This window comes from Prolinoborus fasciculus, assembly GCF_056724605.1.
The window spans coordinates 1-15,086 of sequence record NZ_JBWZQN010000074.1 but is presented as its reverse complement, the minus strand read 5'-3'; the positions used below and the strand labels follow the sequence as shown (position 1 = coordinate 15,086).

The window sequence follows — 15,086 nt, the reverse complement described above, 5'->3', positions numbered from 1 at the left end:
GTCATCGTTCGGTAAATAACTTCATGGTGAATATCATGGCTGCTGTAGTGGCTTATTGTTTGAACCCCAATAAGCCAACTTTCCAAAATATGCTAAAAGGTTAAGTGGATTTCATCGAACTCAGGTTCAAATAGATTATTTTTCAATGCAGCAGCAAAAAACCCTGCCGAAGCAGGGTTTTCTCTTTACACCCTCTTTATATTTCTCCCAGAGAGAGAATAAAGGGCATATACATGATTTTTTAGATCAATAAAGTACGGATATCTTTGAGCAGCTTGGTCAGCTTGTTGGTGAAACGAGCAGCATCTGCACCATTGATCACACGGTGATCGTAGGACAATGAAAGCGGCAGCATCAAGCGTGGATCAAAGCCTTCACCATTCCATACTGGTTGCATGGTGGCAGGAGAAATACCCAGAATCGCCACTTGCGGCCAGTTCACCAATGGCGTAAATGCTGTACCACCAATTGAGCCCAGGCTGGTGATGGTAAAGTTCGCACCTTGCAGGTCTTTCGGTGACAATTTCTTGTCACGCGCTTTTTGACCCAGGGTTCCCAGCTCAGTGGCAATCTGTTTAATGGACTTCTGATCGGGATGACGCAGTACAGGCACGGTCAAACCATCTGGCGTTGCGACCGCGATACCCATATGGATCTCGTTACGTAGCAAGACTGACTTACCATCATCGGCCAAGTGACCAGCAAATTCACGCTCTTCTTTTAACAAGTGCGCAACTGCTTTGATGATGAATGCCATAATGGTCAGGCTCAGGCCTTCTTTCTTGAAGTTGCCTTTCAGTTCATTACGCCATGCTTCGAGTTCAGTAATATCTGCTGCATCAAACTGGGTCACTTGCGGAATGAAATTATTCAGCGACAACTGTGGAATAGACACTTGTTGCAAACGCGTCAAGGCTTTCTCTTCCACACCACCAAAAGCGCTAAAGTCTGGCAGTTTTGGCAGACCTGCGACTTGAGCAGCAGCGGCTACAGGAGCCGCCTGTGGCGTAGTAAGACGCGTTTTGACATACGCTTTCAGGTCTTCTTTCATGACGCGCGCATGTGGGCCAGATGCTTTGACATCTGCCAGCACAACGCCCAGTTCACGTGCCAGTTTACGCACTGCAGGACCGGCATAAACTTTAGAATTAGCGGCATTCTGCTCTTTGGTCAGCTTGTCAGCATTATCCGACGTCGTGACTGTTTGAGTAGAAGATGCAGCAGGTGCCGGGGCTGCTTTTGGTGCTTCTGCTGCTTTCGGTGCTTCTGCTTTGGCTACGACAGGTGCAGCAGCTGCTTGCGCTTCAGCTTCAGCTTCAATTGTCACCAGTGCAATGCCTTGAGAGACATTTTGACCCAGCTCAACATGAATGGCTTTAATCACGCCAGCTGTAGTGCTTGGCACTTCAACAGTGGCTTTATCTGATTCTACCACGATGATGCTCTGATCTTTTTCAACCGTATCACCGACCTGAACCAGAATTTCCGCCACAGCCGCCTTGTCTACACCCAAGTCAGGCACAGCAATTTCAACATCACCTGCAGGTGCTGCTGGCGTTTGTGGTGCTTCAACTGCTTTCTCTTGGGTGGCCGCTTGAGCAACTGGTGCTTGAGATGCTTCTGTCTGTGCTGACGCTGCCGAAACAGCCGTTTTCACTTTCAGAATGACCACACCTTCTTTGATCGTGTCGCCTTCTTTAATCTGGATGGATTCCACCGTACCTGAAACCGTACTTGGCACTTCAACAGTCGCCTTGTCTGATTCCACCACTACGATACTTTGATCTACCTCGATTTCATCACCGACAGAAACCAAGATTTCACCGACAGTGGCTTTTTCTACGCCAATATCGGGGATTTGCACATCAACCACTTGTAAGCTTGTTTGAGCCTCAGGAGCAGCAGAAGCTTTAGGCTGATGTGAAGCCAGTTCCTGCATGATTTCCTGATCCAGTAATGAAGTCGGAGTATTTTCTGAGGTTTTTTGTGAGGCATCTGCTTGCTGTGGCTCGACCACATCAGCGCTACCGTCTTCAGCTTGTAGCTCAATCAGTACTGCGCCTTCAGCGACTTCATCACCCTGACTCACCAGAATGCTTTTTACCACGCCTGCTGAAGTGCTAGGCACTTCAACAGAGGCTTTATCAGATTCAAGTAACACAATGCTGTCATCGATCGCGATCGTATCACCCACTTTGACCAGAATTTCGGCCACTGTTGCCTTATCTACACCAATATCAGGAGTCGTAATTTGCATGCTTAGTTCTCCTCTTTGTAGTCAGCAACAGCATGTACAGATGGGGTTTCTTGAGGTGTCCAAGCCACTGGACGATCTGTATCAAGCTCGAAAGTCGAGATCGCATCTTTTACCAGACGCGCATCAACTTCACCTTCATCTGCCAGTTTTTTCAGGGTTGCTACTACAATATGGGCAGCATCAACACCGAAGTAACTACGCAAGTTGGCACGTGTATCTGAACGGCCATAACCGTCAGTACCCAATGCTACGAATGGACGGCCATCTGGAAGATAAGCACGAATCTGTTCGCTATAAGCACGCATATGATCGGTTGCAGACACGACGATACCTTCAGTACCGCGAAGCTGTTTCGATACCCATGCTTCTTTTACGTCTTCAGCCAGCGGATGCAAGCGGTTGTATTCTTCACATGCCATACCGTCACGTGCCAGTTCATTGAAGCTGGTCACGCTGTAGACATTTGAATGAATTTGATATTCTTCACGCAGAATCTTCGCCGCCTTGATCACTTCACGCAGGATTACACCTGAGCCCAGTAACTGAACAGTGGCTTTTTCATCTTCTTCCAGTAAGTACATACCACGCTTAATGCCTTCTTCAACACCTTTTGGCATTTCCGGATGCTCGTAGTTTTCGTTCATCACGGTCAGGTAATAGAACACACGTTCCTGGTTCACATACATACGCTGTAAACCGTCATGCACGATCACTGCCAATTCATAACCGAAACATGGGTCATAAGAGACACAGTTTGGAATGGTATTGGCCAAGATGTGTGAATGACCATCCTGATGCTGCAAGCCTTCACCGTTCAGTGTAGTACGACCTGCGGTTGCACCCAGCAAGAAACCTTGTGCCTGTGCATCGCCGGCTGCCCATGCAATATCACCGATACGCTGGAAACCAAACATCGAGTAGTACATGTACATCGGAATCATTGGCAGGTTATTGGTTGAATAACTGGTCGCCAATGCTGCCCATGCACTCATCGCACCGGCTTCGTTAATCCCTTCCTGCAACATGTGACCGTCTTTGGCTTCACGGTAATGCATCAGCTGTTCTTGGTCTTCCGGGGTATATTTCTGGCCATGCGCGGCATAAATACCGAGCTGACGGAACATCCCTTCCAGACCGAAAGTACGGGCTTCATCAGGCACGATTGGCACAACACGGTCTTTAATCGCTTTCTCTTTAAGAAGTGCAGAGATTAAACGCACCATCACCATCGTGGTCGATTGTTCTTTACCATTTGAACCGGCCAAGACCGAATCAAATACTGAAAGTCCAGGAATCGCTAGCTGTTCGCTTTCCTTACGACGTGCAGGCAGGTAACCACCTAGCGCTTCACGACGTGCCTTCATATATTTCAATTCAGGGGAATTTTCGCTTGGACGGTAGAACGGTACTTCTTCAAGCTGTTCGTCGGTGAAAGGAAGGTTGAAACGATCACGCACATATTTCAAGGAATTGATTTGCATCTTCTTGATTTGATGAGTTTTGTTGACTGCTTCGATTTCTTCCGACAAACCATAACCTTTCACGGTTTTTGCCAGAATCACGGTCGGCTGACCTTTGGCCGTACATGCTTCGGCATAAGCAGCAAAGACTTTGTACGGGTCGTGACCACCGCGGTTCAGATTATCAATATCTTCGTCGCTTAAGTCTTTAACCAACTCAGCTGCTTCTGGATATTTGCCGAAGAACTTTTCACGCGCGTAAGCACCACCTTTTACCTGGTAACGCTGGAAATCGCCATCAACTGCTTCTTCCATCACTGCTTTCAGTGCACCGGATTTATCTTTATCCAGTAGTGGATCCCAATGACGGCCCCACACAACTTTAATCACACGCCAGCCTGCGCCGCGGAATAATGACTCAAGTTCCTGAATGATCTTGCCATTACCACGTACCGGACCATCCAGACGTTGCAAGTTACAGTTCACTACCCAAATCAGGTTGTCGAGCTTTTCGCGACCTGCCAGAGAAATTGCACCCAAGCTTTCCGGCTCGTCCATCTCACCATCACCCAGATAAGCCCAAACCTTACGATCTTCTTCTTTAATCAGGCCACGGTTCATCAGGTACTTTTGGATATGTGCCTGATAAATTGACATGATTGGACCCAGACCCATCGATACGGTCGGGAACTGCCAGTAGTCCGGCATCAAATAAGGATGCGGATAAGATGGCAAACCTTTACCACCCACTTCACGACGGAAATTATTCAGATGCTCTTCAGTCAAACGGCCTTCTAAAAATGAACGCGCGTAAATACCCGGTGCACAGTGACCTTGATAATAGATCATGTCGCCGCCAAAGCTGTCGCTGTTGGCACGGAAGAAGTGGTTAAAGCCCACATCATAAAGGGTTGCGGAAGAAGCAAAACTCGCTAGGTGACCACCGAGATCGTCACCGGTTTTATTCGCGCGTAATACCATTGCCAAGGCATTCCAGCGGATCAGCGCGCGAATACGGCGCTCCATGTCCTGGTCGCCTGGCATTGCAGGCTGTTCTTCAACAGAAATCGTATTTAAGTAGGGAGTATTTAAACGCTGAATAGGAACATGCTTTGCAATTGCGCGTTGATAAAGTTTTTCTAACAAAAATGCTGCACGCTCAGTGCCCATGTGCTGCAAAACAGAGTCAAATGCATCTTGCCATTCTTGGGTTTCTTGCGCGTCTGTATCGCCATAAAACGCCATAATCTACAGTTCCTAAAAGCCTAATCTAATGTCTTATATGTACCATATTTAAGACCTCTGCAGGTATGGCCTTAGCTGAATGCGATTTAGCAGTACTATTTAGGAACTAAATGATGGGTGACGTATAATTACACTACATAACAAAAAATAGTCAATAAAGGCGATTTATTATACAATCATTATAATAGTTGGTGATAATATGAGACTTAAAAGTGATAAAACAAAAAGCCCTTCAAGTTGACTTGAAGAGCCTGCAGTTTAAACGCTTTAAAATGCTTATTGGAGGTTTTTATGTATAGAGATGCTTCTTGTTATTCAGGTCTATACTTAAGGTAACATGGCCAAATAAGTAGATGGGTTTTTACGTTGACCGTCTTTTACTACTTCATAATGTAAGTGTGGACCGGTACAGCGACCAGTACAGCCAACGTTGGCAATATGATCACCTGCTTGCACCTGCTCTCCCACACGTGCAATAAGACGTGAAGCATGGGCATAGCGCGTTAAATAGCCATTGCCATGATTGATTTCAACGTATTGACCATAACCTGTGCCCCAACCTGATTTGGTCACAATTCCTGGACCTGTTGCATAGATTGGTGTACCACTTGGCGCTGCAAGATCAAGGCCTGAATGATTTTCAGCACGGCCACTCATGGTACGACCACCGTAATTTGAACTTACGCGAGAATTAGGTAAAGGATGAGAAATTAGCCAAGAATAAGCACTGTTTGCTGCCGCTTTATTGGATGAAGTATTGGCATACTTCTGAGCAAGCGTTCGATTGTTCAGTTCAACTGGTTTCTCACGAAGTTGAACATTCAATTTAGTCTGTGCTGGAATATCGATATCATCTGGATGAGTATATGCACCCTGTGCCAGAGTACGCGTCAATTGCTCGATACGATCTGTTGAACCATTTTCTTGATTTAGATTGACTAAATCTGCGAACGCAACCGAAGCCGCTGAAACTGATAAAGAAAATGCCAACAAAATACGTCGCATATGCATAAAAAACCTCTCTAAACTGCTTTAATCGAGTTCCTTGAAGATCTCTATCCTTGATATCCACTAAAAGAAGCGCATAAGATTAAGACATAAATATGTAGGAATCATGTATGTCGGAACCTGTCAACGTTTTTCAACAAACAAGAAAACAGATAAAAACAGGAAACTTTTCGTTTCTCTCATCACAAGTCGCTGCCTGGCAGAAACTTACGAAACTCGTACAACCGCTATTGCCCCAACCGGAACGCTGGCAAGTTGTCTGCTATCAAAATGGTGTGTTAACGATTACCGGTGAAAACCAGGCCATGATCAGTCAATTGGCCTATCTTCAAAAGCAATACATTTCACAACTCTCTCAAATAAATGAATTAACAGATCTCACTAAACTTCAAGTTTGCTTGCGGAATCCTTCGCAAACATCACCTGTTTCAGCAACACCTGAAAGAGCCTTAAATGCAGAAACACAGGAATTACTTCGTAGTGCTGCTGACTTTATAAGCGACCCTAAGCTTAGCCAAGCTTTACTACGTTTGGCAAGCAATAAAAAGTAACATAGCAATCAAATGTAATAAATTAAAAAGCAAACATTATGTGATGTGTATCACAGTATTAAAGCAATAACAAAAACATAAAGACACAAACACAATGACTTATGTCACATTCACATACATGATTGGACAATTGGCTTCGTCATCAAATGTTACAATTTCATAGCAGCTTGGATCACTTTTCACATTGCGTAAAAGTTGATTATTCAAGGCATGTCCAGATTTATAACCATCAAATTTGGCAATAATCTGATGCCCGAGCAGGTATAAATCACCCACGGCATCCAGAATTTTATGACGTACAAATTCGTCCGAGAAACGTAAACCTTCTTCATTAACGACCCCGGTTTCATCTACACCAATGGCATTTTCCAGGCTGGCACCCAGCGCCAGATTATTGGCTTTGAGATAATCCAGATCTTTCATAAACCCAAAGGTACGCGCTTCACTGACTTCATAAACGAAGGTTTCAGTAGAAAAATCGATACTGGCGGACTGATGTTCTTTTTTAAAGGCAGGATGATCAAAATCGATGGTGAAATTCAGCTGAAAGCCCTCATGTGGGCTAAAAATGGCACGTTTGTCATCAATGAGTGCTTCAACCGGTTTAATAATCTTGACGAATTTTTTAGCGGCATCCAGCTCTTGCAAACCGCCCTGCATGAGCAGGTAAATAAACGGACCTGCACTGCCATCCATAATCGGGACTTCAGAGGCCGACACTTCAATAATCAGGTTATCAATGCCTAGACCAGCAATCGCACTCATGACATGTTCAATGGTGCCTACTTTGGCATTTTCCTGAACCAGGTTCGAGCACATGAAGGCTTCTTGAATCAGCATGGCATCGGCAGGAATGTCGACTGGCGGATTCAGGTCAATACGACGAAACACAATTCCCCCATCGGCATGGTGCGGCACAAAGTTAATCATGACTTTTTGCCCACTGTGAAGACCGATTCCGCTCGCTTTCACGACACGTTTCAGGGTACGTTGTTTCAACATGCTTTTATCATCTGTTCATCTATAAAACCGCTATACGTTAGCATATTTGGCTATTGATAAAAAACAAAAAGGTGGCTTAAAAGCCACCTTTCCTGTCTAATCTAGCTAAACACATGATGTTACATGTTATTTACGCTGTTGATTCTTAAGATAATCCTGAATGCTCATTGGCGTTGGGCGCGGGCTAGAAACTGAAGCCGCCGCTGGATTCGCTGCTGCACCTGTTTCATGCTGCTGACGCTGAATTGCCGGTACATCATCATCTTCCACCACAGCCTGTGCAGCTGCTGCTGGACGAGTTGCCTGTACATTAGTACGTTTGGTCGGTTCAACTGAATCCGCTGCATGACGGGTGAGACCTGTTGCAATCACAGTCACGCTGATTTCATCACGCGCATCCGGATCAAAAACGGTACCGTAGAACACTTGACCCTCATCTAAATCGACAATCTGGTTCACGACATCAGTAATTTCTTCAATTTCACCGAAAGTCACGTCATCGCCACCAGTCACGTTGATCAGAATGCCTTTGGCATTCATGATAGTCACGTTGTCGAGTAATGGACTACGGATTGCCTGCTCAGCAGCCTGACGTGCACGGTTCTCACCACGACCCAGACCGACACCCATCATGGCATAACCACGAGTGCTCATGGCTGTTTTTAAGTCAGCAAAGTCAAGGTTGATATGGCCAGGACGGACTACCAAATCAAAAATACTGCGTACTGCATTCAACAATACATCATCCGCTTTTTTATAGGCATCTTTCATTGAAATATCACGGAAGACTTTCAATAGACGCTGGTTTGGAATGATGATTAATGAGTCTACATGCTGCTCTAGCGCTTCAATCCCTTTTTCAGCAGACTGTAGACGGCGTTTGCCTTCAAAGTTAAATGGCGTGGTCACGACACCAACGGTCAGAATACCCATTTCTTTCGCAATTTCAGCAACCACTGGCGCTGCACCGGTACCGGTACCACCGCCCATACCCGCAGTTACAAAGACCATATCGGTCCCTTCAAGCTGTTGGCGAATCAGTTCACGGCTTTCTTCTGCTGCGGTCTGGCCGACTTGCGGATTTGCACCTGCACCCAGACCACGGGTACTTTGCTCGCCCAGCTGAATTTTAAATTCGGCTTCCATGCGATCCAATGCCTGTTTGTCCGTATTGGCACAAACAAATTTTACGCCCTGGATATCGGACTGCAACATATGTTGTACCGCATTACCACCCGCACCACCTACACCAAATACAGTGAAACGGGCTTGACCATTGCTATCGCTATGATCGTCTTCGAAAAATTCAAATGAGGCCATGACCTATAAAATTCCTAATTCATAATTGGCAGTCACTAAGCCCGTATACTGCCTTAATCTTAATAAAATTGTTTTTAAGAATGCTGCTCATGCGTTCACTTGTCAAGTACAAGCCCGATTAACTACATCTTCCCAACAATATTCACAATAAAAATCGACTTAAAAGATTGATTTCAGGGTGTCATTAAAGCCAAACAAGGCTCTTTTGACCCGCTTAGCCAATGACAACCGCTCTACATCATCCTGTTCCACAATCGTGTCCTGGGTATCACTCTGACTAAACATCAGCAAGCCAGCCACCGTACTATATTGCGAGCGACGTAAAGCAGCCTGATGTTGTTCGTCTGCATACACCTGAGTCGGCGGATTACCTAAATGCGCCGAGACCCCCATGGTACGGCGAACAAAACTCACCATCCCTTCGATATGACTGGCATCACCGGTCAATACCACACCATGATACAAGCCCTGGATGGCACCATTTTTCACCAGCTCATCACGTACCAGACCCAGAATTTCTTCATAACGAGCCATAATAATTTCAGTCAGTTCAATCCGGCTGATGGTTTGTGGCCCGTCAATTCCTTGGAACTGAATCATATGGTCAGGCTTGACCACTTTCAGGTCGACACAGCCATACAATAATTTCAGACGTTCAGCTTCTTCGGTCGTGGTTTGCAATACTGCTGCAATATCACGGGTCACATGTTCACCGCCACGTTGGAAGGTATGGGTTAAGGCCAAACGACCATCCACATACACTGCAACATTGGTCGTGCCGGCACCGATATCTACTAAGCATACGCCATATTCTTTTTCGTCTTTCAGCAGGCTGGCTTCAGCAGTAGCCAAGCTCGACACCACCATTTTTTCTACACCAATATTGGCACCTTTCAGGGCGCGATCAATATTCTGCATGGTACTGATCGGCAGCATCATCAAATGATAGTGTCCGGTCATGCTATGTGCCGACATCCGAATCGGGTTTAACACCCATTCCGGTGAGTCGTCCAGCTCAAAACCCAGAGGCACAGCACTGACCAGATAATGATCTGAAGTCAAATGACTGGCTTTGGCCAATTCCAGTGCACGCACCACTTCACTGGTGGTAATCGCATGCTCGCTATTGTCGATCGAGGTGCGACCTGAAGCATAAAAGCTTTTTAATTCGGCACTTGGAATAGAGACCCAGGCAGAATGTACACGACATTCCGCCATATCTTCTGCTTCTTGAACGGCATTTTTAATTGCAGTAATAACTTTATCGAGACTGACAATTTTCCCTTTACTCATGCCTCGGTTACGAGCGGTGGCCATACCAATCACTTGGATATTGTCTGGCGCGTGTACCTTGCCAATCAAAACTGAAACTTTGTGTGTCCCAATGTCAATCGCCACAACCGAGGGAACAGCTTCACTCATTATTCACTACTACCATTACGTGTTTGTTAGATTTATGGCTTTAAATGCCTCTATTTTTTAAAGCCGGTCATTATGGCTTTACTGTTACCTTATTCTCAACGCCCGTGTCATCAATGGTTACAATAAAATGTCCATTTACAATTTTAGGCGGAATTGAATTTTTCCACTGTATCGACAATCCATTGCGATAACGCAGGTCGATGGCCGAAATTTTAGACCAGACCGGCTTTAAATCGCTCTGAGACAGATGGCTCAGGCGTTGTAATTTGCTCATAGTCTGGTCTTTATCCACAATTATTCTTAAACCCGAATCAAACTGCATAAACCAGGTCATTCGCTCGGTGAGATATAATTCTTTTAGACGAATGCCTTGTGGCAAAAATAACTGATTAATTTCATTATAACGACGCATCATGGTTTCTGCATGGCTCGCTGGCCCATGTAGCAACGGTAATGCCTGATAATTCTTGGGTATGACTTCAGTGAAAATAACACCACTGTCACTCAATAAACGCCCTGTCCCCCAACGTGCAATTGCATGATGCGGCATCACCCGCACCCGAATGCCATTTGGCCAGGCTCGGGACACCACGACCCGATCCACCCAGGATAATTCCAGAGTACGATCGCGGATCGCTTCCAGATCTGAAGTAAAATAGTTTTCGGTCACAATCGGTGACACATATTGCATAACCTGACGCTGTTCAGCAGCCGAGCGCGTACCTATCACGCCCAGCTCTGCCACGTCACTATTGGTCATGACTTTATATAAGCCCAATATTCCAAAGGCCAGCACCAATACCGCAATACACAACAATAACCAGCCACCAAAATTGGTCAGCTTTTCTTTGCGTGTCGGCGGCTTGTCGTGAATTGAAGTAATCGCAGCACGTTTACGGCGCATGGAAACAGGAAGTTGAGCCATATTTAGTGTGCCGAACCAGTCAAGGTCTGTTCCAGAATCGCGACACACAGCTCATCAAAACTGTATCCGACTGCAGCTGCCGCTTTTGGCACCAGTGAGTGACTGGTCATGCCCGGTACGGTATTGACTTCAAGCAACCAGAAGTTGCCCTGTTCATCCTGCATGGCATCAATCCGGCCCCAACCACTGGCACCGACTGCCTGGAATGCGCGCAAACTCAAGGCTTTTAACTGTTGCTCTTCAGCTTCGCTTAAACCACATGGAATGCCATATTGCACATCATTACGCTGATATTTCGCTTCATAGTCATAGAAGGCAACATCTTGAGGCGGTTCAAGACGAATCACCGGCAGCGCCTGACCATTTAAAACCACAATGGTATATTCACGACCAGTAATCCATTTTTCTGCCATCACCACAGCATCATGTTCAGTTGCCTTGGTAATTGCTTCTGCAAAATCTTCAATTTTCTCAACCTTACTCATGCCGATACTGGAACCTTCATGTACCGGCTTGATAATCAAAGGCAAGCCTAAAGCATTAACAATGTCGTTCGCATCAGAGTCTTTGGTGACAATGCGATACGGTGCTGTCGGCAATTCCGAACCCTGCCAGACCTGCTTGGTCTTGACCTTGTCCATGCCGATCGCAGAACCTTGTACACCGGTACCGGTATACGGCACGTTTAACCATTCCAGTGCGCCCTGGATCTGGCCATCTTCCCCGCCACGTCCATGCAATACAATAAAAGCACGATCATAATTTACCAGTTCTGTGACACTACGCTCCTGAGGATCAAACGCTTCCGCATTGACCCCTGAACGCACTAATGCCTCAAGTACCGCCGTACCACTGTCTAGAGAAACCTCACGCTCTGCAGATTTACCACCAAGCAACACGGCAACTTTTCCGAATTTTGAAGCATTTGACACGTTTATATCCTTAAACTTTTTTCAATCTGGTCAATTCAATTCAGTCACACAAGATGACTATTTTATATATAAGTGATTTTGTGCAAGTTCGACTGAGATTGCTCCAACATTACCTGCGCCCTGGGTTAATAACAAGTCATTTGCTTGCAATACTTTTCTCATGATCTGATTCAGGTTGCCGTCCGTCGCATCAACCAGAATCGGCTCGACTTCACCACGTAAGCGAATGCTGCGGGCCAAAGTACGGCTGTCCGCCCCGACAATCGGTTTTTCACCGGCAGGATAAACATCCAGCAACAATAACTGGTCTACAGTAGAAAGCACTTCCACAAAATCATCAAAACAGTCACGGGTACGGCTATAACGGTGTGGCTGGAACATCATTACCAGACGACGGTCCGGATGACTCTGACGCGCAGCTTTAATCGTCGCTTCGACTTCTTTTGGATGATGACCATAGTCATCCACCAGTTTCACGTCACCGCCCTCAATCGCAAACTCACCCTGAACCTCAAAGCGACGACCCACACCACTGAAACCTTCCAGTGCACGGCAGATTGAAGCATCAGACACACCTTCATCGGTTGCTATACCAATCGCGGCCAAGGCATTCAGCACATTATGCAAACCTGGCTGGTTGACCGTTACACGCAATGGCTCACGCTCTTTACGCAATACGGTAAAGTGGGTTTGCATGCCATCCTGATCAACATCTACTGCGCGGATGTCATTGTCCTCATTGAAGCCATAAGTCAGTAACGGACGTGCAATCCGCGGCATGATTTCACGGATATTGGCATCATCACCACAGACTACAGCCAAGCCGTAAAATGGCAGTTTTTGCAGGAACTGGATAAAAGTATCTTTCAGGACATCGAAGCTACCGCCATAGGTATCCATATGATCAGCATCAATATTGGTCACCACGGCAGCCATCGGTTCCAGGTGCAGGAAAGAAGCATCTGACTCATCGGCTTCGGCCACGATATAACGGCTGGCGCCCAAGGCTGCGTTCATACCGGTACGGTTCAGCAAACCACCGATCACATAGGTTGGATCCATGTTTTCTTCAGCCAGCATACAGGTGATCAGGCTAGTGGTGGTGGTCTTGCCATGCGTGCCGGCAACGGCAATACCATGGCGGTAACGCATCAGTTCACCCAGCATTTCCGCACGGCGAACCACAGGAATACGGTTTTCAATCGCGGTTTTAATTTCCGGATTTTCTTTATCAATCGCGGTAGAAACCACGATCACGTTGGCGCCCTTAATATTATTTGCAGTATGTCCGATATAGACTTTAATGCCATTCGCTTCCAGCTGTGCGGTGGTATTGGATGCCTTGATATCTGAACCGGAAACTTTATAGCCCTGGTTTTTCAGCACTTCCGCAATACCACACATGCCTGCGCCACCGATCCCCACAAAATGAATGTGTTTGATACGGCGCATTTCCGGCACTTTGATTAACTTTTTCGCTTGTTCAGCTGGGGTTGTTGGAGACATAGTTTACTCGGATTACAATTCTTGAATTAAACGGACCACATGTTGAGTCGCATCGGGTTGAGCCTGTCGGCGTGCTTTCACGGCCATTTCCATTAACAGCTGGCGATTCAGCATCGGCTCTAATAATGTTGTTAAACTTTCCGGGGTCATCGTGGCCTGCGGGCAAATCTTTGCCGCATTGATATTGGCCAGGAAACCGGCATTGGCCGTCTGGTGATCATCCACTGCGCTTGGAAGCGGCACAAAAATCGCAGCCACCCCGGCAGTGGCAATTTCAGTGACGGTCAAAGCCCCGGCACGGCAAATCACCAGATCGGCATCAGAATAGGCTTTGGCCATATCCTCAATAAAAGGCTGTACTTCAACTTGTAGACTGGCCGGTGCATTTTCATAACGTGCCCGGGTCGCCTCGGCATGGTTTTGCCCACACTGATGATAGACGCTTAATCGCACATTGAGTTGCTTTAAAGCTTCCGGAACCCGTTCATTTAAGGCTTGCGCCCCCAAAGACCCACCAACGATCAGAATACGTAAGGGCAATCCTGCCTTGTCACGCTCCTGATAACGCCAGGATGGATTTAAAATTTCGCTAATTTCCTGTCGTACCGGATTACCCGTAGTCACGACTTTATCTTGGGCCGGAAAGGTATTTGGAAAAGCCTGGCACACCGTCTTTGCCACACGCGACAATTGGGTATTGGTAAAACCGGCAACTGCATTCTGTTCATGGATCAGCACCGGAATACCTAAGATACGCGCAGCCAAACCACCCGGGCCTGCCACATAACCACCAAAGCCTGCCACGGCATCGACCTGAAGCTGTTTCATGAATTTCATGGCACTTAAGGTGGCTTTCATAATTTTAAAAGGCGCCAAGGCTTTACGCACAAAACCATTGCCACGCACACCTTGAATATCGATCTGATAAATGGGAATATTCTGGTTTTTTAACAGGCGGTTTTCCATGCCTACGGGCGTGGCCAACCATGAAACCTGTATACCTTTTTGTTGTAAATCTTTGGCAACAGCTAACGCTGGAAACACATGTCCACCTGTACCTGCGGCCATCATCATGACATGTTTAGGCTGTTTTTGCTGAGCTTCGGTCACGGTTTAATTCTTCAATTCAAAAAATGGAGCAGGAAATCTGATTTAAGTAATCAATTGTAATCACAAACCTCAGGCCATGAAAGTTTATTTACTTTATTTCAACAAGGCTTTAATTGTTTTTTTCATGCAAATTCCAAGTTTAGACTCGTTTTATTTATAAGGTCTGCACTTTTCCTTCGACTTAAGTGACATATCATAGCAATTTTAAATGATTTTCTCATTATATAGGACTTACGCATTGACGGATTCAAAAAAGTATTACAATAGTTTATAACGTATCTGTGATCAGACGAACTAAACATGCTTCTACAGCAACTTGTACATTACCCATTTATATGGGCTTTCTCA

The 15,086-nt window shown here is 46.0% G+C and carries 11 protein-coding genes; 1 reads left to right on the top strand and 10 read right to left on the bottom strand.

What is annotated here, in order from left to right; genetic code table 11:
• Positions 1–241: 241 nt before the first annotated feature.
• From AC1P5O_RS14645 to AC1P5O_RS14635, 3 genes are all read right to left on the bottom strand, one after another.
• Entirely contained in the window at positions 242–2,257 is a 2,016-nt protein-coding gene (locus AC1P5O_RS14645; protein ID WP_121979731.1) for a 2-oxo acid dehydrogenase subunit E2, read from the bottom strand.
• Between the two features lie 2 nt (positions 2,258–2,259).
• Positions 2,260–4,962, bottom strand: a complete 2,703-nt coding sequence (gene aceE / locus AC1P5O_RS14640; protein WP_005261554.1) for a pyruvate dehydrogenase (acetyl-transferring), homodimeric type — start codon at positions 4,960–4,962, stop codon at positions 2,260–2,262.
• A gap of 327 nt (positions 4,963–5,289) precedes the next feature.
• On the bottom strand, positions 5,290–5,973 hold the full coding sequence (locus AC1P5O_RS14635; RefSeq protein WP_004281322.1) for a M23 family metallopeptidase: 684 nt from the start codon (positions 5,971–5,973) through the stop codon (positions 5,290–5,292).
• A gap of 107 nt (positions 5,974–6,080) precedes the next feature.
• Here AC1P5O_RS14635 and AC1P5O_RS14630 point away from each other — a divergent pair, with 107 nt between their 5' ends.
• Positions 6,081–6,521 (top strand): DciA family protein, encoded by a 441-nt coding sequence (locus AC1P5O_RS14630; RefSeq protein ID WP_004647242.1) that lies wholly within the window; start codon positions 6,081–6,083, stop codon positions 6,519–6,521.
• Between the two features lie 99 nt (positions 6,522–6,620).
• Here AC1P5O_RS14630 and lpxC read toward each other — a convergent pair whose 3' ends face one another.
• The 7 genes from lpxC to murG form a co-directional block, all read right to left on the bottom strand.
• The gene (lpxC, locus tag AC1P5O_RS14625) at positions 6,621–7,523 is read right to left on the bottom strand and encodes a UDP-3-O-acyl-N-acetylglucosamine deacetylase (protein ID WP_004647241.1); all 903 of its coding nucleotides are present in this window, start codon (positions 7,521–7,523) and stop codon (positions 6,621–6,623) included.
• Positions 7,524–7,649: 126 nt separating this feature from the next.
• Complete coding sequence (gene ftsZ, locus AC1P5O_RS14620) at positions 7,650–8,843, bottom strand: cell division protein FtsZ (protein ID WP_004647240.1); 1,194 nt, start codon at positions 8,841–8,843, stop codon at positions 7,650–7,652.
• Positions 8,844–9,002: 159 nt separating this feature from the next.
• On the bottom strand, positions 9,003–10,265 hold the full coding sequence (ftsA, locus tag AC1P5O_RS14615) for a cell division protein FtsA (RefSeq protein WP_004647239.1): 1,263 nt from the start codon (positions 10,263–10,265) through the stop codon (positions 9,003–9,005).
• A gap of 70 nt (positions 10,266–10,335) precedes the next feature.
• The gene (locus AC1P5O_RS14610) at positions 10,336–11,190 is read right to left on the bottom strand and encodes a cell division protein FtsQ/DivIB (RefSeq protein WP_004647238.1); all 855 of its coding nucleotides are present in this window, start codon (positions 11,188–11,190) and stop codon (positions 10,336–10,338) included.
• 2 nt (positions 11,191–11,192) lie between these two features.
• Positions 11,193–12,122 (bottom strand): D-alanine--D-alanine ligase, encoded by a 930-nt coding sequence (locus AC1P5O_RS14605; protein ID WP_004647237.1) that lies wholly within the window; start codon positions 12,120–12,122, stop codon positions 11,193–11,195.
• Positions 12,123–12,179: 57 nt separating this feature from the next.
• Positions 12,180–13,628 carry a UDP-N-acetylmuramate--L-alanine ligase gene (murC, locus tag AC1P5O_RS14600; protein WP_004647236.1) on the bottom strand — a complete coding sequence of 483 codons (1,449 nt, stop codon included), beginning with the start codon at positions 13,626–13,628 and terminating at the stop codon, positions 12,180–12,182.
• Positions 13,629–13,640: 12 nt separating this feature from the next.
• Positions 13,641–14,738: an undecaprenyldiphospho-muramoylpentapeptide beta-N-acetylglucosaminyltransferase gene (gene murG, locus AC1P5O_RS14595; protein ID WP_004647235.1), complete on the bottom strand. Its 1,098-nt coding sequence runs from the start codon at positions 14,736–14,738 to the stop codon at positions 13,641–13,643.
• Positions 14,739–15,086: the final 348 nt, after the last annotated feature.

Excerpts from the sequence above, each read along its gene's own strand:
- lpxC (WP_004647241.1), bottom strand. The coding sequence starts at position 7,523 with ATGTTGAAACAACGTACCCTGAAACGTGTCGTGAAAGCGAGCGGAATC.
- AC1P5O_RS14645 (WP_121979731.1), bottom strand. The coding sequence starts at position 2,257 with ATGCAAATTACGACTCCTGATATTGGTGTAGATAAGGCAACAGTGGCC.
- ftsA (WP_004647239.1), bottom strand. The coding sequence starts at position 10,265 with ATGAGTGAAGCTGTTCCCTCGGTTGTGGCGATTGACATTGGGACACAC.
- murC (WP_004647236.1), bottom strand. The coding sequence starts at position 13,628 with ATGTCTCCAACAACCCCAGCTGAACAAGCGAAAAAGTTAATCAAAGTG.
- AC1P5O_RS14635 (WP_004281322.1), bottom strand. The coding sequence starts at position 5,973 with ATGCATATGCGACGTATTTTGTTGGCATTTTCTTTATCAGTTTCAGCG.
- aceE (WP_005261554.1), bottom strand. The coding sequence starts at position 4,962 with ATGGCGTTTTATGGCGATACAGACGCGCAAGAAACCCAAGAATGGCAA.
- AC1P5O_RS14630 (WP_004647242.1), top strand. The coding sequence starts at position 6,081 with ATGTCGGAACCTGTCAACGTTTTTCAACAAACAAGAAAACAGATAAAA.
- ftsZ (WP_004647240.1), bottom strand. The coding sequence starts at position 8,843 with ATGGCCTCATTTGAATTTTTCGAAGACGATCATAGCGATAGCAATGGT.
- AC1P5O_RS14610 (WP_004647238.1), bottom strand. The coding sequence starts at position 11,190 with ATGGCTCAACTTCCTGTTTCCATGCGCCGTAAACGTGCTGCGATTACT.